The organism is Pontibacter rufus, from assembly GCF_015694705.1.
Lineage (GTDB): Bacteria > Bacteroidota > Bacteroidia > Cytophagales > Hymenobacteraceae > Pontibacter > Pontibacter rufus.
Window position 1 is genome coordinate 75,447 of record NZ_JADQDR010000004.1, and the last position, 26,776, is coordinate 102,222.

The 26,776-nt window shown below is 49.7% G+C and carries 24 protein-coding genes and 1 riboswitch; of the genes, 10 read left to right on the plus strand and 14 right to left on the minus strand.

Features of this window, described 5'->3' with window-relative positions:
• Nucleotides 1–160 precede the first annotated feature (160 nt).
• The gene (gene secDF, locus I2I11_RS08305) at nucleotides 161–3,175 is read left to right on the plus strand and encodes a protein translocase subunit SecDF (RefSeq protein WP_196267231.1); all 3,015 of its coding nucleotides are present in this window, start codon (nucleotides 161–163) and stop codon (nucleotides 3,173–3,175) included.
• Nucleotides 3,176–3,298: 123 nt separating this feature from the next.
• Here the strand turns inward: secDF and I2I11_RS08310 are convergent, their stop codons facing one another.
• The gene (locus tag I2I11_RS08310; RefSeq protein WP_196267232.1) at nucleotides 3,299–3,910 is read right to left on the minus strand and encodes a NifU family protein; all 612 of its coding nucleotides are present in this window, start codon (nucleotides 3,908–3,910) and stop codon (nucleotides 3,299–3,301) included.
• A 206-nt stretch (nucleotides 3,911–4,116) separates the two neighbouring features.
• On the opposite strand from I2I11_RS08310, the gene I2I11_RS08315 reads away from it, so the two are divergent.
• From I2I11_RS08315 to I2I11_RS08325, 3 genes are all read left to right on the plus strand, one after another.
• Nucleotides 4,117–5,505, plus strand: coding sequence for a sodium:proton antiporter (locus I2I11_RS08315; protein WP_196267233.1), 1,389 nt, complete (start codon nucleotides 4,117–4,119; stop codon nucleotides 5,503–5,505).
• 108 nt (nucleotides 5,506–5,613) lie between these two features.
• Complete coding sequence (locus tag I2I11_RS08320; protein WP_196267234.1) at nucleotides 5,614–5,946, plus strand: hypothetical protein; 333 nt, start codon at nucleotides 5,614–5,616, stop codon at nucleotides 5,944–5,946.
• Nucleotides 5,924–6,565, plus strand: a complete 642-nt coding sequence (locus tag I2I11_RS08325) for an ATP-binding cassette domain-containing protein (RefSeq protein WP_196267235.1) — start codon at nucleotides 5,924–5,926, stop codon at nucleotides 6,563–6,565. The genes I2I11_RS08320 and I2I11_RS08325 overlap by 23 nt, the downstream gene beginning before the upstream one ends.
• Nucleotides 6,566–6,894: 329 nt before the next feature.
• Here I2I11_RS08325 and aroC read toward each other — a convergent pair whose 3' ends face one another.
• Together aroC and I2I11_RS08335 are read right to left on the minus strand one after the other, a co-directional pair.
• Complete coding sequence (aroC, locus tag I2I11_RS08330) at nucleotides 6,895–7,974, minus strand: chorismate synthase (RefSeq protein WP_196267236.1); 1,080 nt, start codon at nucleotides 7,972–7,974, stop codon at nucleotides 6,895–6,897.
• A gap of 4 nt (nucleotides 7,975–7,978) precedes the next feature.
• The gene (locus tag I2I11_RS08335) at nucleotides 7,979–9,418 is read right to left on the minus strand and encodes a BatD family protein (RefSeq protein WP_196267237.1); all 1,440 of its coding nucleotides are present in this window, start codon (nucleotides 9,416–9,418) and stop codon (nucleotides 7,979–7,981) included.
• Between the two features lie 464 nt (nucleotides 9,419–9,882).
• On the opposite strand from I2I11_RS08335, the gene I2I11_RS08340 reads away from it, so the two are divergent.
• The 3 genes from I2I11_RS08340 to I2I11_RS08350 all read left to right on the plus strand — a co-directional run bounded on the left by I2I11_RS08340 (nucleotide 9,883) and on the right by I2I11_RS08350 (nucleotide 11,812).
• Complete coding sequence (locus tag I2I11_RS08340; protein WP_370582949.1) at nucleotides 9,883–10,617, plus strand: ferritin-like domain-containing protein; 735 nt, start codon at nucleotides 9,883–9,885, stop codon at nucleotides 10,615–10,617.
• 16 nt (nucleotides 10,618–10,633) lie between these two features.
• Complete coding sequence (locus I2I11_RS08345; RefSeq protein ID WP_196267238.1) at nucleotides 10,634–11,437, plus strand: ferritin-like domain-containing protein; 804 nt, start codon at nucleotides 10,634–10,636, stop codon at nucleotides 11,435–11,437.
• 183 nt (nucleotides 11,438–11,620) lie between these two features.
• On the plus strand, nucleotides 11,621–11,812 hold the full coding sequence (locus I2I11_RS08350; RefSeq protein WP_196267239.1) for a hypothetical protein: 192 nt from the start codon (nucleotides 11,621–11,623) through the stop codon (nucleotides 11,810–11,812).
• On the opposite strand, the gene queG is transcribed toward I2I11_RS08350, so the two are convergent.
• The 6 genes from queG to I2I11_RS08380 form a co-directional block, all read right to left on the minus strand.
• Nucleotides 11,813–12,748 carry a tRNA epoxyqueuosine(34) reductase QueG gene (queG, locus tag I2I11_RS08355; RefSeq protein WP_255531358.1) on the minus strand — a complete coding sequence of 312 codons (936 nt, stop codon included), beginning with the start codon at nucleotides 12,746–12,748 and terminating at the stop codon, nucleotides 11,813–11,815. It abuts the gene before it with no gap.
• Between the two features lie 493 nt (nucleotides 12,749–13,241).
• Nucleotides 13,242–14,288 (minus strand): Holliday junction branch migration DNA helicase RuvB, encoded by a 1,047-nt coding sequence (gene ruvB, locus I2I11_RS08360; RefSeq protein ID WP_196267240.1) that lies wholly within the window; start codon nucleotides 14,286–14,288, stop codon nucleotides 13,242–13,244.
• A gap of 162 nt (nucleotides 14,289–14,450) precedes the next feature.
• Complete coding sequence (locus I2I11_RS08365) at nucleotides 14,451–15,338, minus strand: GIY-YIG nuclease family protein (RefSeq protein WP_196267241.1); 888 nt, start codon at nucleotides 15,336–15,338, stop codon at nucleotides 14,451–14,453.
• Between the two features lie 13 nt (nucleotides 15,339–15,351).
• Nucleotides 15,352–16,530, minus strand: a complete 1,179-nt coding sequence (locus tag I2I11_RS08370; protein WP_196267242.1) for an acyl-CoA dehydrogenase family protein — start codon at nucleotides 16,528–16,530, stop codon at nucleotides 15,352–15,354.
• Nucleotides 16,531–16,629: 99 nt separating this feature from the next.
• Nucleotides 16,630–17,784 (minus strand): chromate efflux transporter, encoded by a 1,155-nt coding sequence (gene chrA / locus I2I11_RS08375; protein ID WP_196267243.1) that lies wholly within the window; start codon nucleotides 17,782–17,784, stop codon nucleotides 16,630–16,632.
• 143 nt (nucleotides 17,785–17,927) lie between these two features.
• Nucleotides 17,928–20,357, minus strand: coding sequence for a TonB-dependent receptor (locus I2I11_RS08380; protein WP_196267244.1), 2,430 nt, complete (start codon nucleotides 20,355–20,357; stop codon nucleotides 17,928–17,930).
• Between the two features lie 61 nt (nucleotides 20,358–20,418).
• Nucleotides 20,419–20,515: riboswitch (TPP riboswitch) on the minus strand.
• A gap of 352 nt (nucleotides 20,516–20,867) precedes the next feature.
• Here I2I11_RS08380 and I2I11_RS08385 point away from each other — a divergent pair.
• Nucleotides 20,868–21,116 carry a hypothetical protein gene (locus I2I11_RS08385; RefSeq protein ID WP_196267245.1) on the plus strand — a complete coding sequence of 83 codons (249 nt, stop codon included), beginning with the start codon at nucleotides 20,868–20,870 and terminating at the stop codon, nucleotides 21,114–21,116.
• A 73-nt stretch (nucleotides 21,117–21,189) separates the two neighbouring features.
• Here the strand turns inward: I2I11_RS08385 and I2I11_RS08390 are convergent, their stop codons facing one another.
• From I2I11_RS08390 to pnuC, 5 genes are all read right to left on the minus strand, one after another.
• Nucleotides 21,190–22,065: an aldose 1-epimerase family protein gene (locus I2I11_RS08390; RefSeq protein ID WP_196267246.1), complete on the minus strand. Its 876-nt coding sequence runs from the start codon at nucleotides 22,063–22,065 to the stop codon at nucleotides 21,190–21,192.
• Nucleotides 22,066–22,247: 182 nt separating this feature from the next.
• Nucleotides 22,248–22,664 carry a GNAT family N-acetyltransferase gene (locus I2I11_RS08395; RefSeq protein ID WP_196267247.1) on the minus strand — a complete coding sequence of 139 codons (417 nt, stop codon included), beginning with the start codon at nucleotides 22,662–22,664 and terminating at the stop codon, nucleotides 22,248–22,250.
• 69 nt (nucleotides 22,665–22,733) lie between these two features.
• Entirely contained in the window at nucleotides 22,734–23,261 is a 528-nt protein-coding gene (locus I2I11_RS08400; protein WP_196267248.1) for an AAA family ATPase, read from the minus strand.
• Nucleotides 23,262–23,422: 161 nt separating this feature from the next.
• Entirely contained in the window at nucleotides 23,423–23,599 is a 177-nt protein-coding gene (locus tag I2I11_RS08405; protein WP_196267249.1) for a hypothetical protein, read from the minus strand.
• A 342-nt stretch (nucleotides 23,600–23,941) separates the two neighbouring features.
• Nucleotides 23,942–24,613: a nicotinamide riboside transporter PnuC gene (pnuC, locus tag I2I11_RS08410; RefSeq protein ID WP_196267250.1), complete on the minus strand. Its 672-nt coding sequence runs from the start codon at nucleotides 24,611–24,613 to the stop codon at nucleotides 23,942–23,944.
• A gap of 124 nt (nucleotides 24,614–24,737) precedes the next feature.
• Here pnuC and I2I11_RS08415 point away from each other — a divergent pair, with 124 nt between their 5' ends.
• Together I2I11_RS08415 and guaB are read left to right on the plus strand one after the other, a co-directional pair.
• A complete protein-coding gene (locus I2I11_RS08415) occupies nucleotides 24,738–25,058 on the plus strand; it encodes a rhodanese-like domain-containing protein (RefSeq protein ID WP_230679981.1) in 321 nt (106 codons plus the stop codon).
• 137 nt (nucleotides 25,059–25,195) lie between these two features.
• Nucleotides 25,196–26,665 (plus strand): IMP dehydrogenase, encoded by a 1,470-nt coding sequence (gene guaB, locus I2I11_RS08420; RefSeq protein ID WP_196267251.1) that lies wholly within the window; start codon nucleotides 25,196–25,198, stop codon nucleotides 26,663–26,665.
• Nucleotides 26,666–26,776: the final 111 nt, after the last annotated feature.

Sequence of the window (26,776 nt, forward strand, 5' to 3'; positions counted from 1 at the left end):
CTCTTTTATTTCATTTCCTGTGCACTGATTTTTGTTCTGTTGCAGCAAATATTTTGATTTGCCGCAACGGGGCAGGCACTTTTTTCAGTTGTCTGAAAACCAGGGCATAACTTATCTATAGCATCATCATTTTTTTACTAATACATTTCTATCAACAAAAATGCGGAATAAAACCATTATAATCATCCTGACAGTGATTGTATCAGCGCTATGCCTGTACTACCTGTCGTTTTCGCTGGTGGCACGCAACGTGCAGCAGGACGCCGAGGCTTATGCTACCAATGCACAGGGCATTGTAGATATGGCTAAAAAACAGGCTTACCTCGACTCGGTATGGAAAGAGCCTGTATTTATGGGCTATACTTACCAGGAGGTAAAAGAGAACGAACTGGGCCTTGGCCTCGACCTGAAAGGCGGCATGCACGTGGTGCTGGAAGTATCGCCGGTAGAGATCATCAAGTCCATGTCCGGTAACAGCAAAGATCCTAATTTCCTGAAAGCGCTTGATCGTGCGCAGGAATTGCAGAAAAGCAGCCAGGAGCGTTTCACAACGCTGTTTGGTGAAGCTTACCGCGAGATTGAGCCAAACGGCAAGCTGAGCCGCATCTTCTCCAACACAGCCAACCGTGGCAAAATCAGCTACGAATCTACGAACGAGGAAGTGCTCGACGTTATCAGCAAGGAGGTAGAAGATGCCATTGAGCGCTCTTTTAACATCCTGCGTACCCGTATCGACAAGTTTGGGGTAAACCAGCCCAACATACAGCGCCTGAAAGGCTCCGGCCGTATTCAGATTGAGTTGCCGGGTATAGATAACCCTGACCGTGTGCGTAACCTGCTGCAGGGCATGGCCAACCTGGAGTTCTGGGAAGTATGGTCGCCACAGGAATACAGCCCATACTTTATGCAGCTGAGTGAATACCTGAACAAGCAGCAGGAATCCGGCAAGCTGAACCTGGCCAACACGACCACTGCACCTGCAAAACAAGCAGATGATGCCCTGGCCGCGGCCGCTGCCAAACCAGACAGCCTAACCAGCACTGCCACCGAAGATGTGCTGGCACAAGCTGCAGCCGGCGCCGACTCCGCTGCCCTGGCTGCTACTGACAAGACAAAATCCGACTCTGCTGCACTCGACTCGATGCAGACAGCACAAACAGGCGTTCTGTCCAGTCTGTTCACGCAGATGCCCGGCGGCCTTGGCGCCAACGTGCGCGACACAGCTAAAATAAACGACATCTTCGACCGTCCGGAAGTACGTGCCATATTCCCGCCTAACATGAAGTTCCTGTGGGGTGTTAAAGCCATACCGGGCGATAACAAGCAGGAATTCGTAGAATTTTATGCTATCAAGAAAGGCCGCGGCGGCAAAGCGCCGATGTCAGGCGACGTAATTAACGACGCACGACAGGATTATGACCAGAACGGCCGCCCTGAAATTACCATGACGATGACGCCGACAGGCGCCAAGAAATGGGCCCGCCTGACCGGTGACAACGTTGGCCGCCAGGTAGCCATTGTGCTCGACAACTATGTATACTCTGCCCCCGTGGTGCAGGGCGAAATTACAGGTGGCAGTTCCTCCATCACCGGCGATTTCTCGATTGAAGAAGCGCAGGATTTGGCTAACATCCTGAAGGCTGGTAAGATGCCCGCTCCTACCCGTATTGTAGAAGAGGCCGTGGTAGGTCCTTCACTCGGCCAGGAAGCCATCAACCAAGGCCTGATCTCTACTGCAGCGGGCTTACTGCTGGTGGTTGTTTTCATGGTTGCTTACTACAGCCGTGGCGGTTTTATTGCTGACCTGGCCCTGATTTTTAACGTGTTCTTCATCCTGGGTATACTGGCTCAGTTTGGTGCGGCACTTACGCTGCCGGGCATTGCCGGTATCGTGCTGACACTGGGTATGGCGGTGGATGCCAACGTGCTGATTTTTGAGCGTATGCGCGAGGAAGCAGCCAAAGGCCTGAGCATACGGGAGGTAATTAACAAAGGCTATGAAGGCGCTTTCATGACCATTTTTGATGCCAACGTAACGACCTTCCTGGCAGGCTTTATCCTGTACTTCTTCGGTTCAGGCCCGGTAAAAGGCTTTGCCATTACGCTGATGATCGGTATTGTTACTTCCTTCTTCACGGCTGTGTACATCTCCAGGCTGTTTATCGAAGCAACTTTCAAGAACGGCAAGAAGCTTTCTTTCTCTACCGCACTCGCTGATAACCTTTTCCGGAATGTTAACTTTGATGTGCTGAAGTGGAGAAAACCAGCTTATATTTTCTCTGCTACCATCATCGTGCTTGGCTTTGTGGCCATGGCCATCAACGGCGGTCCAAACCTAGGTGTTGATTTTACGGGTGGCCGCTCTTACGTGGTAAGTTTTGATGATGCTGTTCCGGCTACAGGTGTGCGCAATGCCCTGGTAGATGATTTCAAAAATGAGGGTACGGAAGTAAAAACATTCGGCGCCTCTAACCGCCTGAAAGTTACAACAAGCTGGCTGGCCAATGACGAAAGCGTGGAAGCTGATGCGCAGGTAAAAACAGCGCTCCTAAACGGTTTGCAGGAGTATGGCAGCTTGAACCCGCAAATACTGAGTTCCTCTAAAGTTGGCGCAAGTATAGCCGATGATATCCAGAACACAGCCCTGATTGCGGTACTACTATCGCTGGTAGGTATCTTTATTTATGTGATGGTTCGCTTTAGAAAATGGCAGTTCAGTTTGGGCGGCGTATTAGCCTTGCTGCACGACTCCCTGATGATTATTGCCATCTTCGCTATCTGCGATTTATTTGGCCTCTCTTTCGAGATTGACCAGGTATTTATCGCAGCGGTGCTGACCATTATCGGTTTCTCCATCAACGATACCGTGGTAATCTTCGACCGTATCCGGGAGTACATGCACGATAACCCGCGCCTGCGTGTGCGCGATGTAGTAAACCCCGCCCTGATCAGTACCTTCAGCCGTACCATCATCACCTCCTCAACGGTGTTCCTGGTAGTGCTGGTGTTGTTTATCTTCGGTGGTGAAGTGCTGCGCGGCTTCTCGTTTGCAATGCTGATCGGTGTAGTATTCGGTACTTACTCTTCGCTGTTTATTGCCTCACCAATTGTGGTAGATACCATGAAAGAGGACAAAGAGCCTGCAACCAGCGCTAAGCTGGCACAACGGGCCTAACATACTTTTGCCGGCACCAAACAGTGCCGGCAAAACTTTAACTTTATCAAACAGGAAGGCCGGTTCTTTGCAGAACCGGCCTTCCTGTTTATATTTTATTTATATGGATGTTAGAAGTATACTTTATACTGTTACGCCGTCGGCTACCACTTCGGTTACTTCCGGCACCATGCGCTTCAGCAGGTTTTCGATGCCTGCTTTAAGGGTAACGGTTGCAGACGGGCAGCCGCTGCAGGAGCCCTGCAGGTGTACGGTTACCACACCTTTATTATAAGATTTAAAAGTAATGTTACCGCCGTCCTGCTCTACTGCCGGGCGTACATAGTTATCCAGCAAGTCGATTACTTTTTTAGCAACAACAGTGTCCTCCTCCGAAGCATCGGCATGATTAGCATCAGTCGCTTTTCTGCCGGCATCAAAGCCTTCAGTAAAGACAGGACCACCTGCTTCAACATATGATTTAAGGAAAGCACGCAGTTCCGGGATCAGCTTTACCCACTCAATAGTAGTATTTTTGGTTACCGTAACAAAGTTGCTGGCGATGAACACGCGCGAAACATAATCGAAATTAAAAAGCTCCTGTGCCAATGGCGATTCCAGGGCGCTCTCCAGCGTGGGGTAGTCTACGCTCTGGCCTTCTGGCAGAAAGGTAACGTTCATCACGAACTTCATCGACTCCGGGTTTGGGTTAGCCTCAGCATAAACCGAAACCGTTTTTTCTTTATTGTCTATCATGAGATATCTCTGTTTTAATTTAAAACTTTTAGCTGTGCCTTAAAGTTTCCAAAATTAAGTAATATTTCTGATAAGTAAACAGCTCATGCCGTTGCGTGGCGGGCAGGCAAGGTATAAACACGAAGGGCACATAGCATTTTAGCTCAGAAAATGTAACTTTGCGTGCCGTTCATTTTAGTCCTGACGAAAACCTGCACATAAACTATATGCTTAACAACCTTATCCTGCTTGCGCAAACAGCACACGATGTTCCGCCATTTCTGATTATTCCTTTTCTGCTGCTCATCGGGCTGATTGCCAGCGGCCCTGTACTTTTCGGCCATTTCTGGGAGCACAATTACCGGAAAATAGCCATTACGCTGGGTCTGACCGTGCTGGCTTATTACCTGTTTGCACTGCAGAATCACCACATGCCCATCCATACTTTTTTTGAGTATCTGTCGTTTGCTGTGCTGCTCAGTTCGCTCTACATCGCGGCCGGTGGCATTTACATCAACATCAACGCCAATGCTACCCCACTCATGAATGTGGCCATCGTGATGGTTGGGGCCATGCTGGCTAATCTGGTCGGTACCACGGGCGCTTCGCTGCTGCTCATCCGGCCGTTTATCCGGATGAACGTGCACCGCATCAAGCCTTACCAGATCATCTTCTTTATCTTTATTGTGAGCAATGCCGGCGGCCTGCTGACGCCGCTCGGAGATCCGCCGCTGTTTATCGGTTTCCTGAAAGGCGTACCTTTTTTCTGGACATTGCAGCACTTGTTTTTTCCCTGGCTGCTGGCCATCAGTTTACTTAGTCTTTTCTTTTATATTATAGACAGCCGCAACAAAGAAACCGAGTTTACACCAGATCCGGCTGTGGTAGCCCGCAACAGGGAAAAGACGGAGTTTTACGTCAGCGGCAAACGCAACCTTTTCTGGCTGGCTATCATTATCGGCGCCATTTTCCTGGACCCGAATGTGATAGACGGGCTGCCGCACATCTCTTATGATGGCAGCAGATTCTCTTACCTCCGCGAAGTAATTCAGCTGGCGGCCGCCTTTTTCTGCTATCGTTATTCAAGCAAGACGGCCCTGGCAGGCAACAAATTCAGCTTCCATCCCATTCTGGAAGTGGTGTTCCTCTTTTTTGGTATTTTCTTTACGATGATGCCGGCACTGCAGCTCTCGGCTGCCATTGCCTCGTCGCCGGAGTATGCAGGTTATATCACGCCGAACTTCCTGTACTGGGCTACAGGTTCGCTTTCAGGCTTCCTGGACAATGCCCCGACCTATGCCAACTTTCTGTCGCTGGGTATGGCCAAGTTTGACATGGCCCAGAACAGCATCGTGGAAGTGCGCCAGTTTGCAACAGGCACTGGCGTAGGCGGCCACACCACAGTACTGCTGGAGGCTATTTCGCTTGCATCGGTACTGTTCGGCGCCTTTACCTACATTGGCAACGGGCCAAACTTCATGGTAAAAGCCATTGCCGAGAGCGCAGGCATCAAAATGCCGTCTTTCTTCGCTTATGTGTTCAAATACTCCATCCCGTTCCTGCTACCGGCTCTGATTCTGATCTGGTACCTGGTGGTGCACCTGGAGCTGTTTTAACACTAGTAGCCTGACACTTAACTCAAGCCGCTTCTGCTTAGCAGGGCGGCTTTTGCTTTAGCGGAATTATCAGATTTATACTTATCTTCATCAGCTTAAGACCTGCTGATGCACCAACTGAAACTGCTGCTCCACTACCACAAAAGTCTGCTGCGCTTTAACCTGCCGTTTTCGCTGCTGGCAAGCCTGACCGGATGCATGTTTCCGCAACAGGTTTTTACCGGCATGATCAACGGTTTCAGCCTGAGTTTGCTGACTGGCGGATTTATACTTGCCTTATACCTGTTTGAACAACGCCACAGCAACCAGTACTACTTTTATTACAACCAAAGCTTAAGCAAGATTTACCTGATTGCAGCCTCCTATGGTATGAATGCGCTGCTGGTTTTGCTGCTGTTCACCTTAAAGTTATACCTGTATGCCGCACAAACTGGAAGTTGACAGCGTGCGCTACCGTATCGGCGAAAGGCAGCTGCTAACGGATGTATACCTGAGCTGTGCGACAGGCGAAATAGTTAGCTTGCTGGGCCGGAACGGTTGCGGAAAATCCACGCTGCTGCAAATCATCTTCGGCACCAGGCATACTGACGACAAGCACATCTGCATCGACGGGAACGTATACCAGGCACCTTATAAAGTGCCCGGCCAGCTGGCATACCTGCCGCAGCACAACTTTCTGCCACAGGATAGCAAGCTTGATAAAATCGTAAACCTATACTTACCTGATCCGGCGAGGCGCGCGGCAGTGAAACGGGATGAACGGGTGCAGCCACATTTAATTAAGCACGCCCATGAACTATCGAAGGGAGAACAGCGCTACTTTTCGTTATTGCTCCTGCTGCAACTCGATGTTAAATTCCTGCTGCTGGATGAGCCCTTTTCAGGTATAGAGCCCTTGTATGTAAGCCAAATACAGGAACTGCTGCTGGCACACCTACCTTCCAAGGGCTTTATCATCACCGACCATCAGTACCAATCCGTACTGGAAATAAGCCACAGGATTATACTTTTAGCAGATGGTATTTGCCGCCCCATTACGCATCGGGAGGAGTTGGAGTAATGGGGCTATGTGTCTGCAGACTTATTTAAGTAAGGAATTATTAATTAATGCGAATCAGGAGTTACAATTTGAATTATATTGACTTGGATTCCTTACGAGAAAGTTTTGCGTTTTTCTGGCCAGGCAAGTATAATAAGGCTTAGTCTCTGCTGTTGCTCCTATGCTGGCGCGAGCTTGTAGCTCGTACCTTCACATCTATAGGAAAAAAGTATGAGCTACAAGCTCGCACCAGCAAAGAAGTTATCCTTCGGCAGCAGAGGTAACCGGCCTGTCCCGAAGAACTTCGGGTAGCTAAGCGCAACAAGGATTTTAACCCTGATTCGCATATTTTATACTTTGTTAGCCTGCCGGCGCAGCAGGAAGTCGGCAAGCACCAGGGCAGCCATGGCATCCACGATAGGCACGGCGCGCGGCAACACACAAGGATCGTGGCGACCTTTACCTTTCAGAGTGATGTCTTCGCCGGCATCGTTTATGGTTTGCTGCGGCTGCAGGATGGTGGCAACGGGCTTAAAGGCAACATCAAAGTAAATATCCTGCCCGTTGCTGATGCCGCCCTGGATGCCGCCGGAGTGATTGGTGCGGGTGCGTATGTTGCCGGCTTCATCGGTATAAAACTGGTCGTTGTGCTCGGAGCCGCGCATCTTTACGCCCTCAAAACCGCTGCCATAGGCGAAGCCTTTCACCGCATTTATACTGAGCATGGCCTTGCCCAGCTCTGCGTGCAGCTTATCAAAAACGGGCTCTCCGAGGCCTGCCGGCGTACCTTTTATCACACAGCTCACCACGCCGCCGATGGTATCGAGGCTGTCGCGGGCACCTTCTATCAAACCGATCATGCGGGCAGCAGTTTTACCGTCCGGGCAGCGTACGATGTTCGTATCAATTTTAGTCAGATCAAGCTTGTCATAAGAGTCCTGCAGCTTTATACTTCCCACCTGCGACACATACGACTGTACCGTAATGCCATGCTGCTGCAGCAATTTGGCCGCCAGTGCACCGGCCGCCACGCGCGCTACTGTTTCGCGGGCAGAGCTGCGGCCACCACCACGGTAATCGCGCGTGCCATACTTGGTGGTGTAAGTATAGTCGGCGTGCGATGGCCGGAAAGCGTGTTCGATGTGGCTGTAGTCTTTGCTGGCCTGATCTTTATTGTTTACCACCAGGGTGATAGGTGTACCGGTAGTTTTGCCCTCAAAAATACCCGAGAGTATGTTTACCTTATCTTCCTCTTGGCGTGGTGTGGTAATTTTAGACTGACCGGGCCGGCGGCGATCCAATGCGTGCTGAATCTCTTCGATGCTGATGTCGAGCCCGGCCGGGCATCCGTCTACAATAACGCCCACTGCCGGGCCATGCGATTCGCCAAAGGTGGTAATGCGGAATATGGTTCCGTAAGAGTTGCTCATGATGTTATTTTTTGAGGAAGACAATGGCTGAAACCGCCAGCAGCACCATCAGAATGATATTGGCATATTGCTTTACCTGATCAAACAGGTGCAGGCTTACCAGCGTATCGTCTTCGTTTTCGATAATGTTATAAAATGTACCCAAATCCCTTGACAGCACCAGGGCGTCATCGTCCTGCACACCGGTAACGCGCAGCGCCAGCGTGGGATGCAACGTATCGTACCGGGCGGTGGCGGGGTTAAAATAAATCCACTGCAAGGCTTTGCGCATCTGGTAACTGCCTGGCTCGCGCGGCAGCACCGTATAGCTGAATGTTTTGGACCCCAGTACCCGCCCGCTACGCCGCGTAACATCCTGCCGCACATCCGGCGGATAAAAATCGAGGCCGGGCGGCGGGGTTGGCACAGGCGGCATAATAGCAGCCAGATTGCCCTCGCCCGCTATCTGAAACTGGTAAGTGACGCTTTTGCCTACCTGCACACTTTTCCCTGATAGCCGCTCGTGCAGGCTGTAATCTCCTACCGGCACCATGTCGCGCAGCGGATGCGGGGGCAGCTCGCGTACGGGCACCACCTTCTCCCTGGCATAAAAGGTTTTAAAACCTTCCTGCCTGTCTTCGGCCACCAGGTTCGGGTTTTTGGCCACTTTATACTTTATCATCTTCAGCGTCAGCGCCGGGAAATGGAGGGGTTCGCTGTTTAAAGGGTATAACACCGCTTCATAAAGCTTAAAACGCAGATAAGGTACGCCTTTTATCGTTACGTTTTCAGGTGTTATCTCAGCAAAGTCAAATCTTTCTTCCCAGGCGTTTGGCTGTTTCAATTGCTGTATAATGTCCGACATCTGGTTGGCGAAATCATAAAAATCGAGCAGGCGCTGATCTTCTTCGGCCAGGTAAAAGTATAGCGATGCGGTAACACCTTCGCCCACAAATACTTCCTTTTTGCTGGTATAAAGCGTCAGGAAAGCGTTATCTTCTTTCTCGATAAATTCGGGCTGGGCCTCGGCTACCGGATCAGGCGCCTGGGGCGCAATCAGGTTCGGCAGGTTGATGCCCTGGGGCGAGTTTGCCGTCATGGGCAGCACTTTTAACTGCATGCCCGCCGACTGCACCGTCTGCCCGTTCACCTTCATTGTAAAAGGCTTCAGCTCATACGTACCTTCTTCCAGCGCCGCATAGTTTTGGGTGATGGTCAGGATGGTGGTTGTGGTGCCGCCGGTAATAATGGTTTTGGTAGACGAAAACTTGCTGCTCTTTTTAAAACCTTCAATGTCCGGAAAAGGTGTGTAGTCTTTCAGCGGCTGGTTCTGCAGCTTGATAGATATGGTATAGTACTGGTTAATGGGTACCGGGCTTTTGCCCAACTCAATACTTACCTGCTGGCCCCGCGCAGGCAGGGCAAGTATAACATAAGATAAAAGAAGCAGGGCAAGAAAGCGCATAAGGCAGTGCCGCTTTTAAGTATAAAGTATAACAGCCAAAGTTAAGTATATATGCCGGTATTGCATAGCAGCACCCCTATAAAAGCCACCGAACAACCAGCCCGGCCAGAGACTAAATCGCTTTGTGTATAAAATTGGGGCCTATACCGGAGTATTTTATACCGGTTTATACTTAAAACCTGCTGCCCGAAAAGCTGAAGTTTTACGGGCATCTCCACCAAATCCTGTACCCACATACCGCTTCTCCTGCCCCAGCAACTATAAAACAGGGCATGTTGCTCTTTTATTTCGGTTTACCTGTACCACAGCTCCCTGTTATACCCGAACCGGCGGTGCAAATTATTTTATAGCAGCCCGCAATCCGGCTGCAAAACGGCGCCGTAGGTTCTTATACTTTGCAGGGGGTCACTGCTGTTGCGGTCTTTTGCGGAGGTGGTTCTATTAACAAACTAAAAGATAAAATTATGACTAAACTGACAACGCCTGAGGAGAACAACCAGGGCGGCCTTGGCAAAGCACTCCAGAGCCCTATGCAAAGACGCGCATTCTTTAGGTATGCCGGCGGCACTGCCGCAGCTGCTGCCCTGTTGCTTACTGCCTGTAACGATGACGACGACATTGATCCAATGCCTCCCACCATGGACGGTGTTGACCTTGGCTCCGGCGATATAGGTATCCTGAACTATGCCTATGCGCTGGAACAACTCGAAGCTGCTTTTTATACCGAAGTAGTTGCCAAATCGGCCGGTGCCCTTTCTTCGGATGAGATGAAGGTGATGATGGACATCAAAGCACACGAAGTAGCCCACCGCGAATTCTTTAAAGCTGCCCTCGGCGACAAAGCTATCAGCGGCCTGGAAGTGGACTTCAGCAAAATTAATTTCTCTGACAAGAACAGTGTGCTCACCACAGCCATGACTTTCGAGGATCTGGGAGTTGCTGCCTACAACGGTGCCGGCAAGCTCTTTACAGACTCCGGCAATGGTCTTACCTACCTCCTGCTGGCCGGTAAAATTGTATCCGTAGAGGCACGCCACGCTGCTGCCATACACGACCTGATGGGTAACAATGCCCGGAAATTTGGGGAAGAACTGATTGATATGAACGGCCTCGACAGAGCCTTAATGCCGGATAAAGTTCTGGCAGCTGCCGGCCCTTACATCAAAACCAAAATCAATTACAGCAATTTACCTAAATAAGAGGAGGAACAGAGAAATGAATATATTTAAGATTATACAGGATATTGAGAAAGTTGACGGCGATGTATACGAAAGACTTTCCTCCCGCCGCAGCGCCATGAGCAGCTTCGGCAGCTTTGGCAAAAAAGTAGCGGTTGCCGCGGTGCCACTGGCGATGGGTTCCATGTTTAAGAAAGCTTATGGGCAGTCTACCGGTGGTGTGCTGGATGTGCTGAACTTCGCTCTGACGCTGGAATACCTGGAGTCAGAGTTTTACAGCCAGGGCCTGGCCGCATCAGGGCTTAACCTGGGTGATAACAAGAACTTCTTTATGGAAGTCAGTAAGAACGAAACAGCTCACGTTAAGTTTCTGGAAGATACCATCAAGGCGCTGAAAGGCACCCCTGTAGCTAAACCTACCTTTGATTTCTCGGCTGGCGGCGCTTTTGCTGACTGGAATTCTAATCCGCAAACCTTCATGGCGATATCGCAGGCGTTTGAGGACACAGGCGTACGCGCTTACAAAGGCCAGGCAGGCAATCTGGTAAGCAACAGTGATGTTTTAACGGCAGCTTTGCAGATACATGCTGTGGAAGCGCGGCATGCCTCCATCATCAGAAGAATCCGCGGCCTGAATGGCTGGATTACGGGCGATGAACGCGGTGCCGGCATGCCAGCACCCACTCAGGCAGTGTACGACGGCGAGGCAGAAACCATGCAGGCCGGTGTAGATATTACAGCTGTATCCAAGGTGTCTGCAGCCAACGCAACCGAAGCCTTTGATGAGCCATTAAGCAAGGATGCTGTGCTTGCCATTGCCACCTTGTTCATCAAAGCGTAAAGCTTTAAACGCTTTGCCCAGGTATAAAAGGGAAGCCGGTGTACACCGGCTTCCCTTTTATACTTATCTGGTTATCTCTAAACAGGTTAGCCGTATATTTGGTATAATTTTATTATAAACCTGCCACTTTTTCAAGCTACTCCCGTATTCAGAACTATCAGAATCAATTTATCATTCATCAAAATGTTAGAATACGTTAAGACCATTCTGTTGAAGGTAAGCTTCGATAAAATGTTGTTTGAAAAAGAACTGAGAAAGGCTTTGAAGGTTTTATTAGTAGAAGAACTGCAACAGTTAAAGCAGTGGTGCTATGATCAGTTTTCGGGCATGTACCTGCTCATTCTGAACAAGGTTTTCACCAAAACGCAGGCTTAATCAGTCCTTGCCTTCCACAAAACGAATGTTGCGTAGCAGGCCCTTGTAGCCGGTGCGCTTCACAGCTGATTTTTTAAACAGCTGCGCAAACACTTCCTGTGTCAGCTCCTCCCAATCATTTGTTTTCATATTCTTCAGTTGCGGGTGCGGGGCAAAGGCAGGTTCCTGGTGTGGCTTGCTGAAGCGGTTCCAGGGACACACATCTTGGCAAATGTCGCAGCCAAACACCCAGTTCCCAAACTTCCCGTTCATTTCCGGCGGCAGCTGGTCTTTTAGTTCGATAGTAAAGTAGGAGATGCATTTGCTGCCATCCACCACGTATGGCTCCGTAATAGCGTTTGTCGGGCAGGCATCGAGGCAGCGGGTGCAGGAGCCGCAGTAATCTTTTATCGACCCGTCGGGTTCCAGTTCCAGGTCAATGATGAGTTCGGCGATAAAGTAAAAGCTACCCACCTGCGGCGTAATCAGGTTTGAGTTTTTGCCTACCCAGCCCAGCCCGCTCTTTTTCGCCCAGGCCTTGTCCAGCACCGGCGCAGAATCCACGAAACAGCGGCCACCGACCTCTCCAATTTCCTCGTTTATATACTGCAGCAGCTCCTTCATTTTGTCTTTTATCACAAAATGATAATCGGTGCCGTACGCATACTTCGATATTTTATAGGTATCCTCCTCCGGCTGCTGGTTTTCCTTTTCCGGGTAATAATTCAGCAGCAGCGACACCACCGATTTGGCACCCTCCACCAGCAGGCGCGGGTCCAGGCGTTTGTCGAAATGGTTCTCCATGTAGTGCATCTGCCCGTGCATGTGCTGGTTGAGCCAGCGCTCCAGCCGTGGCGCTTCCTCCTCCAGAAAATCCGCTTTGGAGATGCCGCAGTACATAAAGCCCAGTTCGCCTGCTTTCTGCTTTATCAGGTGGGTGTAATGCTGCTTGTTCAAGATTTATACTTTGATGCCGCTTATACTTAGCGGCTATACTCTGAGAGAAACAAAATTACGGTAAAATAAATCCGGCTCCTGATTTTAAAAGACTTTTAAGTGGTTGAGCATAGCAACGGCTGTTGTCCAGACACTCGCGGGAACTGCGCACACCGCGAGGTCTTTAGAGTGCATTTATACTTGCATGCCTTACTTATAGATGCTGGTACTACTGCTGGGCGGCATTTGTAATCCCGTTCTACTTATACTAAATTGAAATAAAGAAGACGTAAGTATTTCTAAACCCGGTAGGTTTTTAAAACCTACCGGGTTTGTTGCGCCACTATTTCAGCAAACCTATCATAAACAAGTATGTCTTTTTCAAATCAATCCGGTAAGGCCCTTGCCCTCGTCCCGACAGTTGTCGGGACGAGGGCAAAAAAGGGTATAAGTATAAAAAGCAGGCTTATGGCCCGCTTTTTATACTTATCACAAAACAACTAAACAACGCTCTTTATACTTCGGGCTGGCTGAATAATCCGCCGGAAGCAATCTCCTGCGGCGGAATTTTACCTAAATGGCGGTAAGCCAACTCGGTTGCTTCACGGCCACGTGCGGTGCGCTTGATGTAACCTTCCTGAATCAGGAACGGCTCGTATACTTCCTCAATCGTCTCTGATTCTTCGCCGCAAGCCGTGGCGATGGTCGTAAGTCCTACGGGGCCGCCTTTAAACTTATCAATGATGGTGCTGAGAATACGGTTGTCCATGTCGTCCAGGCCGTTGTGGTCTACATCCAGGGCATTCAGCGCAAATTTGGCTATTTCTACGGTTATGGTGCCGTCACCTTTTACCTGGGCAAAGTCGCGGGTACGGCGCAGCAGGTTGTTGGCAATACGGGGCGTACCGCGGCTACGCCTGGCAATTTCAAAAGCCGCGTCCTCATGTATAGGCGCACCCAGTAAATAAGACGAACGCTTCACAATGGAAGTGAGCAGCTCGGCATCGTAATACTCCAGGCGCGAGTTGATGCTGAAACGGGCACGCAAAGGAGCCGTGAGCAAACCGGAACGGGTGGTGGCACCAATCAGCGTAAAAGGGTTCAGGCTGATTTGCACCGAGCGCGCGTTCGGGCCGGAATCCAGCATGATGTCTATCTTGTAATCCTCCATGGCCGAGTACAGGTACTCTTCCACAATCGGGTTCAGGCGGTGAATCTCGTCGATAAACAGCACATCGTTTGCTTCCAGGTTGGTCAGCAGGCCGGCCAGGTCGCTGGGCTTGTCCAGCACCGGGCCCGACGTCATCTTAATGCCCGCATCCAGTTCAGAAGCAATAATGTGCGAGAGCGTGGTTTTGCCAAGCCCCGGAGGGCCGTGCAGCAGCACATGGTCCAGCGCCTCGCCCCGGCGTTTGGCTGCCAGCACAAATATCTTCAGGTTCTCTACTATTTTATCCTGCCCCGTAAAGTCCCGGAAACTGAGCGGACGCAGCGCTTTGTCGATGTCGCGCTCGGCTGGCGACATCTGTTCTTTTTCGCCGGTGAGATAATCTTCTCTCATGGTATACTTTATACTTTAAAATCAGCTTTGGCTATACCTGAAGGTAACAGTTTCCGCTGCTTTTTTGCTCCATTTATACCTACGAAGTTACGCTTTTTTGCTAATTATTTTATACTTATTATCTATAAATCTAATACAATTAGCAAAAAAATTAGATAAGAACTACTCTTTGGGGTTTATTTTTTCATCTTCAATTTCTTTAAGAGTTTTCCCAAACTTGTTTTTCCACGCAGTTCTACCATTAACTGAATACCCTAATATTATTGCGGCTGCAGTTGAAGGACTAGAAAATTCATAATTCTCTAAAAAGATAAACTTTCCATTCTTTTCCTCAACAACACTCTTGGTATGCAAAGTCTTTCTTAGGTTAGAATAGCTCCCAGACAGCGATGCCGTTTCTTTTATATTCATTTCACTTCCTTTCTGCACTTCAATACCATTTGAGGTTAGTATAGCTGTTGCCTTGAACCCACCTACTTCTATATTCAGAACTTGAGGTTTATTTAATAATTCAATAGACTTTAACTTATTATCAACATGCAGAACAGCATATCCTAATGAGGGAAGTATAACCCTCATATTATCAAAGTAGGTGTCCATCTCATCCTGTACCATTTTGGGCAAGTTGATTAATGAGCCTTCCTTTTTATTGACAAGACGGAATTCGCTTGATTTCGAAATTTGGGAGATCGTCTTCTGTTCTAAATACTTTGTATGTGAAACAGTTAGGTTTTCATCTTTAGAACTAAAACAAATAATAGTTTCTGCAAATGACTTATCAGAGTCTCTTAAATGCTGAATAAGCCTCTCAGACAAGTTGTTTGCCTCTCCTACATACACCAATTTATCATCTGGATTTTCTAAATCTTGTCCTAAAAGAAAGTAAATACCCGGTCTCTGCAATTCAATGATATCTCTAGCATCAGCAAAAAGATTCCGAGGAATTTTAATTGCTTGTCCAGTCCAATTTGACATGTAAGCAAAAATCACACCCTCTGGATCGCCTGTTGCCAAATAGTTTGTGACTGTAATTCCTCTATAATACTTCATTCCCAATTTTTAATTACTTAAACGCCTGAATGCCGGTAATATCCGCACCCGTTATCAGCAAATGAATGTCGTGTGTGCCTTCGTAAGTAATCACGGATTCCAAGTTCATCATGTGGCGCATAATCGGGTACTCGCCGGTGATGCCCATGCCGCCGTGAATCTGGCGTGCTTCGCGGGCGATGTGCAGGGCCATGTCTACGTTGTTGCGCTTGGCCATCGAGATTTGCTGCGTCGTGGCTTTGCCTTCGTTCATCAGCGTGCCGAGCCGCCAGGCCAGCAGCTGCGCTTTGGTAATTTCGGTGAGCATTTCAGCCAGTTTTTTCTGCGTAAGCTGGAAAGCGCCGATGGGCTTGTCAAACTGGATGCGCTCCAGGCTATACTTCAGGGCCGATTGGTAGCAATCAATCGCCGCGCCGATGGCTCCCCACGAAATACCGTAACGGGCAGAATCGAGGCAGCCGAGCGGACCTTTCAGGCCGTCGATGTTGGGCAGCAGGTTCTCCTTCGGCACTTTCACATTATCAAATACCAGTTCGCCGGTGGTGCTGGCGCGCAGGCTCCATTTGTTGTGAATTTCGGGCGTGGAGAAACCTTCCATGCCGCGCTCCACAATCAAGCCTTTGATGCGACCTTCCTCGTTCTTTGCCCACACAACCGCCACCTGACATTCCGGCGAGTTGGAAATCCACATTTTAGCACCGTTCAGCAAGTAATGGTCGCCCATGTCTTTGATGTTGGTCACCATCCCGCCCGGGTTTGAGCCGAAGTCTGGCTCTGTCAGGCCGAAGCAACCGAGCCACTCGCCACTGGCCAGTTTGGGCAGGTACTTGTTGCGCTGTTCCTCGGAGCCATACTTGTAAATCGGGTACATCACCAGCGAGCCCTGCACCGAAGCCGTGGAACGCATACCGGAGTCGCCGCGCTCAATTTCCTGCATAATAATGCCGTAGGAGATATAATCGAGACCGCCACCACCATACTCCGCTGGAATCGTCGGCCCAAAAGCACCTACTTCGCCAAACTTCTTCACAATCTCGGAAGGGAAATGCGCTTCCTGCGCCCATTGCTCGATGTAGGGAGAGATTTCGCGCTTCACGAAATCGCGCATGGTCTGGCGGATAAGCTTGTGCTCGTCGGTAAGCAGCTCGTCGATATCAAAGTAATCAGGCGCTCCTGCAGGTTCATAAGCCATAGTTCTGTGTTATAGTGAGACCGGATGAGAATACACAAAGTTAAAATTTTAAGCAAAACCCCCATGCTCCTGACGAAATATAAAGAGCAAAAGGCACCCCTACAGAAACGTCAGCAGGTAGCCAAGGGCGGCACCGCCCAGCACAATAAAGGCACTGTTCAGCTTTTTAAATACAAACGTGACCAGCAGGCTAACGATAGCTATTAAAACCGTTCGCCAGTCGGTGAGCGCAGCCTGTCCCATTTCCACGCAAACGGCTACGATAACAGCCACAGCAGCTACGTTCACAGCGTCCAGAAAAGCACCCATCACTTTCGAACGGCGCATTTTAGGAATCAGCGGGTTGAGCAGGGCCGTGAACAGAAAAGATGGAAGAAAAATACCGGCCGTTGCGGCCAAGGCGCCCCAGGCACCATGCAGCTGCCAGCCAACAAAGGTGGCGGTGCTCAACACTGGTCCCGGCGTAAATTGCCCCACGGCAATCGCATCAATCAACTGCTGCCGGGTGAGCAGGCCTTTGCTTACCAGTTCGGCATCCAGAAAGGCAAATAACACATAACCGCTGCCATACAGCAAGGCTCCTACTTTGAGGAAAGACCAGAATACCCTGACGTTGGACAGGTGCGGCGTCACAGCCACCGCCTGCAAAAACAGCAAAGGCAGGAAGCTGTGCGCCGTGGATTTCCAGTGCCGGACAAGGTATAGCCCAACACCCGCCAGTCCGCAGCCAAACAAAGCTATTATCTCGTTTACGCCAGCCAGGCATGCGATCGCGGTAGCCGCTCCAAGTATACCCAGTTCCACCGACTTGAGGGCTTTTTTACCAAGCGCAATAACTGCGGAAATGATAATGGCGATAACAGCAGGCTTGATACCATAGATAAAAGCCTCCACTTCGGGCAGCTGCCCGTACTGCTGATACGCCCACGCGAAAACAGAAGTGATGGCAACGGCCGGGAAAATGAAGCAGGTACCGGCCACTATTAACCCCGGCCAGCCGGCCCGCTCGTGGCCGCAGTGCATAGTCATTTCGGTGGAGTTTGGGCCCGGAATCAGGTTGGTGGCACCTACCAAATCCAGGAAATGTTCGTGGCTCATCCACTTCCGCTTTTTCACCACCTCATCCTCCATCATGGCGATGTGCGCTGCAGGTCCCCCGAAGGCAATGCAGCCGAGCTTAAAGAACAGCCGGCCTATTTCTGAAAGGGTGCTTTTGTTACCGCTCGTTGCACTGTCAGGCAATTGGTCCTTCATCCTGATACTTTTTATACTTTGCTATTGTAAGCACGGCCACCTGTATGCTGCGAAGCAAAGGAGCGGCAATGCTGCTCCAAATATAAAAACAAAAAAGCCCCGCCAACCGGCAGGGCTCTGTAATTTATACTTCTAAAATCAACCTAAAACTTAAGCCCCACCGACAGCAGGAAATTGCGTGTGGCCTGTGGATAATAGTAGTTATAGTCGTAGCGGGTGGCGTCGCCGGAATACTCTTCGCTGAAAGTATAGCCATTGGCTTCATACTTCTGGTTGAACAGGTTGTTAACCAGCAACGCTACTTCCAACTCCTTCATAAACGGCGGCTGCAAGGTATAACGCAGGCGTAAATCCGCTACCTGGTACCCATTAATTTTGCGTGCATCCGAAGCCGTATTATCCAGGTATTGCTTGCTCACGGTTTTGTACAGCAAAGCAGCTTTCAAACCTTTCAGCGGCTGCACCTCCAGGCTGTGCGACGAAATAACGGCTGGTGAAAATGAGATATCAGTTTCGTTATACATGTTCTCTATCGTGTTCTCCACGTTGTAATCGGCATCGTATACATACACCGTTTCGCTGTAATTCCTGATTTTGTTGCGGCTCAGGGTCAGGGTACTGCGCAATTCCACAACATCATCCAGGTTCAGCATGCCAGCCAGTTCAATGCCGGTGCGGTAGCTGTTTTTGATATTGGTGCGCAGCGGCGTGCCCACATCGTTCAACTGACCGGTCAGTACCAGTTGGTTGTCGTAATCCATGTAGTAGTAGTTGGCATCTAAAGTATAGCGGGCACTCTGGCCAAGCAGGTTTTGGCTGGTGCCGCGCAGCCTGTAACCTGCCTCCAGGTTATACATGGTTTCGGCATTGGGGCGGGCAACATCCGCCGTGTTGCTTCTGGGGCTGTCGGTAAAATCAGAGCGGGTGGGTTCGCGGTGGCCTACGGCATAGGAGGCATATACCGAATTGCTGCCGTTTATTTCGTAGGTTACTCCGGCTTTGGGATTGAAAAACTGAAAGTCGGCTTGCTGCGTTACGTCGCGCTTGTCGTCGTCCAGGCCGTCAATCTCATAATTTATACTTCGGTACTGCATATCCCCGAATACACCTAACCTGTCGGTGAGCTGGTAATTTACTTTGCCGAAGATGTTGAAATCGGTTTTCACGGCATTGTTGAAGTAATAACGCTGCCGGATCTCGCTGTCGGAGGCAAAGCGGGTCCAGATAACTTCGCCGTAATGGTCGCCGTCATACTTGTTCCAGGCGCCGCCGATGGTAGCGTTCAGTTTACCATTCTCCGTAAAATAATTCAGGGCATAAGTGGCGCCGTAGAAATAGTTATCCAGCCACTTACGGCGAATCAGGTCAGAACGGCTGATGAGGGTATCGCCCAGCACCACCGGTGAAATGGTATAACTGGCTAACTTCTGATCATCTTTATACTGCTCATAATAGCCGCGGCCGCGGGTCAGGTGAAAAGCGCCGCCCAGGTTCAGGCGCGGCAGCAGATCTTTGGAATAGTGCAGCTGGTAATGATCCTGCTGGTAGTGATCAATTTCATTTTCGTAGGAGAGGCCGTTGTAGGTGCGGTCTGTTTCCAGTTTATCCTCCGGTACACCATCCCAGGCCTGGTGCGTGTTTTCGATACCGGAAAAGCTGATAAACTTCAGCATACCTGTTTTGCCATAATAACCCGCCGCAAAATAGTATGATTTCAGGTCGGAAGAAGCATAGTCGATGTAGCCATCTGAACTGACTTTAGACAGCCGCCCGTCGAACGTAAACTTGTCCTTCAGCAGGCCTGACCCAAATGACACAGTATGTTTCCAGGTATCGAAAGAGCCGTAGCTGTTGCTGATTTCTGCATAGGCCTCGCGCCTGATTTGCTGCGTCCGGATATTTATACTTGCCCCGAAGGCACCGGCGCCGTTGGTAGACGTGCCCACGCCGCGCTGCACCTGTATGTCCTGCACCGAGGAGGCAAAATCCGGCATGTTCACAAAAAACACGCCGTGGCTCTCCGAGTCGTTTATCGGAATGCCATTTACGGTAACATTGATGCGCGTAATATCGGAGCCGCGGATACGGATGCCGGTGTAACCCACGCCTGCGCCCGCATCGGAGTTTACCACAACTGAGGGTGTCTGGTCGAGCAGGTAAGGCAGGTCCTGTCCGAAGTTGCGTTCCTCCAGTTCCTCCCTGCTAACGTTGGTAAAAGTGGTGCCCGTTTTGGCGTTGGCGCGCGTTGCCGATACCACCACCTCGCCCGTCTGCAGGGCCTGCTGCTGCAGGGTAATATCCTGTTGCATATCCTGGTTGATATCAATTTGCTGTTGCACCGGCCCGTAGCCCAGGTAACTCACACGCAACGTATAGCTGCCTGCCGGCACACTGGAAAACTCGTAGTAACCATTCTGGCCCGCAGACACGCTGTTGCGGCCATCCAGCACCACGTTAGCTCCTGCCAGAGCCTGGCCGGTGGCTACATCAGATACGCGCCCACTCAGTTTATACTGGGCAAACACCTGCAATGGCAACAAAGCAACTGCCACTGCTAACAATACATTTTTCATTAATGTGATAAAAAGAAATGGGTATAACATACAGGCATGCCAGGGGTTAGCATCCTGCTTTTTTGTTCCCCGTGTTTTTCCCTTCGCCGGCATTACCCGGATCAGGTTCAATGGGTATGATCTCAGCCCGTTTTGATAAGGCACCCCCTAAACTGGGGCAAAGGTAAAGCGGTTTTCTGTTAAATCAAAAGCAAGCGGCTTGTGTATACCTCGCAGAAAATGAAATCAGGCAAAATATATTGCTTCCCACCACTCCTCATAACCAGGTTGCAGGATTTTGATTATCAGTTTTAAATAAAGAAAGGCTTCTGATCCGGGGCTGGCTGAGGACATACTTTTACCTGAAATATGGAAGCAATTCAGGAGTATATTTTTTTAAGCAAAGGGAAAAACCTCATTGCCAAAACCTACGTTCTAAAACTTACAACGGTATGTGTACCTGCTGCTTTGGCCTTGCGCAGGCAGTGCCGGAAAGATATTAAGGGAAGATTAATTTTAAGTAGAACTGTGATGATGATCAGTATATTGTATACCCTGGCCCTGCTCACAATATTGGCATATTATGCGTTCGCGCCACAGAAGCGATTCAAAAAACCACCCTTCACGGATAACGACGACGATGGTGGCGAACCCCTCGGAGATGACCTGCCCGATCTGGACCTGCCACCCGGCATATCATTGCCCATTAATGATTATGAGCCGGAGTATGATTTCCGGAAGATCAAGTTTCCGAAGTTTCCGGAGCCTTCCCTGCAGTAACGCTTTAACGGGCACATAAAAGCCCCGGCCATACCTGTATAGCCGGGGCTTTTATGTGCCCGCTACTTCTCTGTCAGGATACGGTGATGTGGATGGTGCGCTCAAAAGTTGCTTCGGGGCGCAGTTCGTTTATTCCTTCTTTTTCTTTGAGCTCAGAGGAGCCTCCTTCCCGGCTGGCAATGCCGCACCAGGGCTCTATGCATACATAACGCGACGGCCCCGGCTTAGCCCAGATGCCCAGGTAAGGAAATCCGGGAAATGTTAGTTCTATGCGGCGTGGGTTGGTGTGGCTGGCCAGCGTTACTGTATCTGATTTCAGCCGCTTAAATACCAGCGCATCCTTGTCGAAGTATGCATGCTGGAGGGGCAACACGCGCTGCTGCGTCAGCACCCGCTCGGTATCGCCGCTCAGCAGGCCTTCAGAGTTCAGCAGGTGCCGGCTCAGGGTTTCTTCTTTCTCAAACTCCAGGTAATAGTCTTCATACTGCTCGCCGGCATATAGCGGCACGTTAAAGCCCGGGTGTGCGCCCAGCGAGAAATACGAGGTGTGGTCGCCGGTATTGGTAACCAGGTAAGTGATGGACAAGCGGTTGCCTTCCAGTTTATAGGCAATAAGCAGCCGGAACTTAAACGGGTATTGCTGCAGCGTTTCATCATCATCCGTCAGTTCAAACACCAGTTTGTCATGATGCTGCTCTACCAGTTTAAATTCTCTGCGTCGGGCAAAGCCGTGGCGGTCCATGTGGTACGTTTTGCCGTTGAACGTATACTGCTGCCCCGGCAATTCGCCCACTATCGGAAAAAGGTTAGGCGCGTGGCTGGCCCATACAGCCGGATTGGCCTGCCAGATGAGTTCCAGCTTTTCGTCCTGCTTTATAAAGTGCTGCAGTTCGGCGCCCAGGCTCTCGATGCCCACTTCATAATTATCGCTCTGAAGAAAGTATAGCATAAGGTTGATGTTAAATAAGAAGACAAAAGGACACAAGTATCAGGACATAAGACACAAGACTTTTCAAGTATAAGTAATCAGACAAAACAAGCTTCATACTTTAAACACCCCGTTATCAAGTATAATATAGTTCTGGCTTTACAGTGGCGTAGCTACCGTAAAGATGTTGTTAGTATCAGCATTTACATATTTATCTTCTCCATCATTATTTCAGGATTGGATAAAGATGTAAATCCAAACTTTTTATATAGACTATGTGCATTATTTGTGGCTAACCCCCACCTTTTTAAACCCTGTAAATCAGGATGTGAGAATACGTTTTGCATTAGCAACTTCCCTAAACTTTTTCCTCGATATTCTTCAAGTACAAATACATCGAGTAACCAGGCATAAACAGCAAAATCCGTGATAACCCTAGCAAACGCAACTTGTTTTCTATTTTCGTCAAATACTCCGAAACAAAATGAATTGTTAATGGATCTTTCTATAGTTTCTCGGTTTCGGGCACTAGCCCAATAAGATTTATTTTGAAGAAAATCAACTATTAGGTCTATATCTAACTGATCTTTATCAGTAGTTATGTAAAAATTATTGCCCATTCTTTATTTATAATGTATTGCTGCTAACAATCTTTTATCTTAATACAAGTATTCTTTTGGTCACTGTACTTACAAAAGGCGATGCTGGCGGAGCAGATTGTCTACGTGCCGGCGGGCCAGGGCAAAGCGTTCTTCATCCAGTCCCGAAATTTCGACAAAGGGCACTTTTAACTGCTCCAGTTCACGTTTATACCAGTCGTAGAAGAACTGCCGCAGGTGCGGGTGTTCGCGCTGCGGGTCCGGCTCCCAAGGCAAATCAACGCCCATCAGCAGGCAAAGGTTGTAGCTTTGCTGCGTTAGTTTTTCCAGAATCCAGACGGGGCAGCAGCCAAAGGCATGTTCGCTCCAGATTTTAAGCACCAGCAGGTCGGTATCAGCAAAAAGTATGGTATCGGCCTGCTGCGCCATTCTCTCTTCCAGTGCCAGCTGTCCGCGGGCGATAGCTTCAATGTCCTGTAAAGTATAAGGTTTATCAAGCGTGCCGACATAGCTGCGGGCATATTCAGGCACCCATACGGTACCGTAATGGGTAGCCAGCTTTTCGGAGATGGTGGATTTGCCCGTAGATTCCGGGCCGGTAATAGCGACTTTGAGCATGATGGTAACTCCTGAGGCAGGCCTCCGGAACTTAGTTGCGGCGCAAGATACATTTATAATTACAGCAGGAAAACTGTCGCGCCGGGGTATGGATAAAAGCAAAAACGCTTCAGGGCTGTTGCCGCAAAAGCGTTTTAAAATTCAAGGCACTTGAAATTGTGTTAATTCTCGGTGAAGCTATAGCCAAAGAAGTTATAAACCTCTACCTCCCGAGGCCGTTTATCGCCATGCTGCCGGAAGTAAACGCGCTTGGGACTCTCATCCGGTGATTCATATCCCCACTTCAGGCGGTTAACATACTTCAACTCCTCGGGCAATTCAATGTTTCGCTGTTTCATGGTGTTGCACAGTTTCAGGTTAAACAATTGGCGCCTGCACAAGAGGCACATCTGGTCGGAAGTATAGGAATGTACGTAGCCCGTCTGTTTTAGGATGGTAACTTTGGGCAAGTATGGCAAACTATTTTGCGCCTGCCGGTTTGCTGCTTTGCATCGGCTCTTTTTCAGATTATACGGGCCTTTTGTGCAAAGTGGCAGTGAAAACCCTATAAAAAGCCGGCATGGCAAATTGCACGGCAAGTATAAATATCTATGTTAGTCTCCTGTGTTACAGACAGAAACATCCGGCATACCTGCTATCTTCCTGTGAATAACGATCTGCAGTCCAAAACCTTGCCACAATTAGTTTACCTTTTTCTGGTGGGCTACCCGTATGCCGGATTCCCTTGCTTTTCTTTTCCATTCTGACAGGCCCGAAAAGGCCATCAGGAGCAGTATAAAGTAAAATACGGAAGTAAATGCAAGGCCCTTCACAAAGTATAGCGGCACGGATGCAATGTTGGTCGCTATCCACCAATACCAGCTCTCTATTTTCTTCCGGGCCATCAGCCACATGCCGGTATAGGCGGTAGCGCTGGCAAAGGCATCGCCCCAGGGTATAACGCCCGGATAAAAAGCATTTTTCAGGTATACCAGGCAGAAGTAAATGGCAACATAAAGCACTGCAAAGAATGTTAGTTGTACTATCCACTCTCTGCGCCCGGAAAAACTTACCTGCAGCACAGGGTGCTGCTCCCTGTCGGTTCTGGCCCATAGTATCCAGCCATAAATGCTTAAGGCCGAATAGTATACATTTACGCTGGCCTCGCCTATTAAATGGTATTTAAAACTCAGATACACGTATATCACCGTGCTGATAAGGCCGGTAGGATACACCCAGATATTTTCTTTTTTTGAAAACCACACGCTTATTATTCCGGCGGCTACGGCAACATACTCCAGCCAGGTGGTTTGCAGCATACCTGCTTTAAACTGCTGCCAGGCTTCGGCTATACTTTGTATGATAATATCCATTGTTGTAAAACATGCGGTACGGGGCCGCCGTTAATCCTGAATCGTGTGCTAAGTTTGCAGTTTGAAACCAAACGGCCAAAAGGCACACGACAATATGCCTTGCCGGGTACAATAAATTAAGAAAATGATAAGCGAGATTACAGTACAGGAGTTAAAGGAGCGCCTGGCAAGCAGCAGCAAAATGCAGCTGTTGGATGTGCGGGAGCCGGAGGAGTTTGAAATCTGCAACCTGGGCGGCGAGCTGATTCCGCTGGGCGACCTGCCCAAGCAGGCGGGCCGCATCCGGCAGGATGTGCCGGTGGTCGTTATCTGCCATCATGGTTTCCGCAGTGCCCAGGCCATCAACTATCTTACCCAGCGCCTCGGCTACGAAAACCTCCTCAACCTGAAAGGCGGCATTCATGCCTGGGCCACAGAAATTGACCCGAACATGGCAGTGTATTAAGCATGCAAACTGCTTCCGGTCAGGTTACATTCCTGTTCAACATCTTATTCTGAATAAATTTTCTGGCATTATACCGGATTATTCTGAATCTTTTTCGTAGTTTTACGCGGCAAATAACCACCTGTAAATTATTTGCCATGATCTCCGATCAGTCTAAGATAGTATTCGAAGCACTCACCTACGATGACGTGCTTTTGCTCCCGGCTTACTCCGAGGTGCTCCCCCATCAAACCGATACATCCTCTCAGCTTACGCGTAACATCCGCATCAACACGCCGCTTATTTCAGCTGCCATGGATACCGTTACCGAGGCTGATCTGGCTATTGCAATGGCACAGGAAGGCGGCATCGGCATTATCCACAAAAACATGTCGGTCAAGAAACAGGCTGCCCAGGTGCGCAAGGTAAAGCGCTCGGAAAGCGGCATGATCCTGGACCCCATCACGCTGAATGAAAAAGCCACCCTGGGCGATGCCGTGCAAATCATGACCGAGCACAAAATCGGCGGCATCCCTATTGTAAGCGACCAAGGCGAACTGAAGGGCATCATTACCAACCGCGACCTGCGCTTCGAAAAAGACCTGACACAGCCTGTTTCGGCCATTATGACGCAGCACAACCTGATAACAGCTGAAAAAGGCACCGATCTGGCCAAGGCAGAAGATATCCTGCAACAGTATAAAATTGAAAAACTACCTGTTGTGGACAGCGACGGCAAGCTGGTAGGCCTTATCACTTATAAGGATATCCTGAAGAAAAAAGATCGCCCTTTTGCCTGCAAGGATGAGTTTGGCCGCCTGCGTGTAGGTGCTGCCGTTGGGGTAACACCCGATGTGCTGGAGCGCGTAAAAGCACTGGTAGAGGCGGGTGTAGACGTCATCAGCATGGATACAGCGCATGGACACTCGAAAGGGGTGCTCGAAGCAGTGCGCAAAATCAAAAGCTTATACCCTGCTGTAGAGCTGCTGGCTGGCAACGTAGCCACTGCCGACGGGGCAAGGGCCCTGGCTGATGCAGGCGCTGATGCGGTGAAAGTAGGCGTTGGCCCGGGCAGTATCTGTACCACACGCGTGATAGCAGGTATCGGTATGCCGCAGCTTTCGGCAGTAATGGAAGCTGTCAGGGGATTGCAGGGCACCGGCGTTCCGGTGATTGCGGATGGCGGCATCAAGTTCTCCGGCGATGTTGTGAAAGCCTTGGCAGGCGGCGCCAGCACCGTGATGATTGGATCGCTGCTGGCAGGCACTGAAGAAGCGCCGGGCGAAGTGATTATTTACGAGGGCCGTAAGTATAAAACCTACCGCGGGATGGGCTCCGTAGAAGCAATGGAAGAGGGCTCGAAAGACCGCTACTTCCAGGGTAACGAAACCGATGCCCGCAAGCTGGTGCCCGAAGGCATTGTGGGGCGGGTGCCGTTTAAAGGACTTGTATCGGAAGTAATCTACCAGTTGGTAGGCGGTTTAAGAGCCGGTATGGGTTACTGCGGCACAGGCACCATCGAGGAGCTACAGAAAGCCCGGATGGTAAAAATAACCGGCGCCGGTCTGCGCGAGAGCCATCCGCATGATGTGCAGATAGTGCGCGAAGCACCAAATTACAGCCGCTAACTTATCGGCTGTGTATCACCTCTGAAGTAGGTTAGCTCATGGGGTTAACCTGCTTCTTTGTTTTTACGTTATGCAATTTGTTTTCATGAACACACCCTGATACCTTGGCCA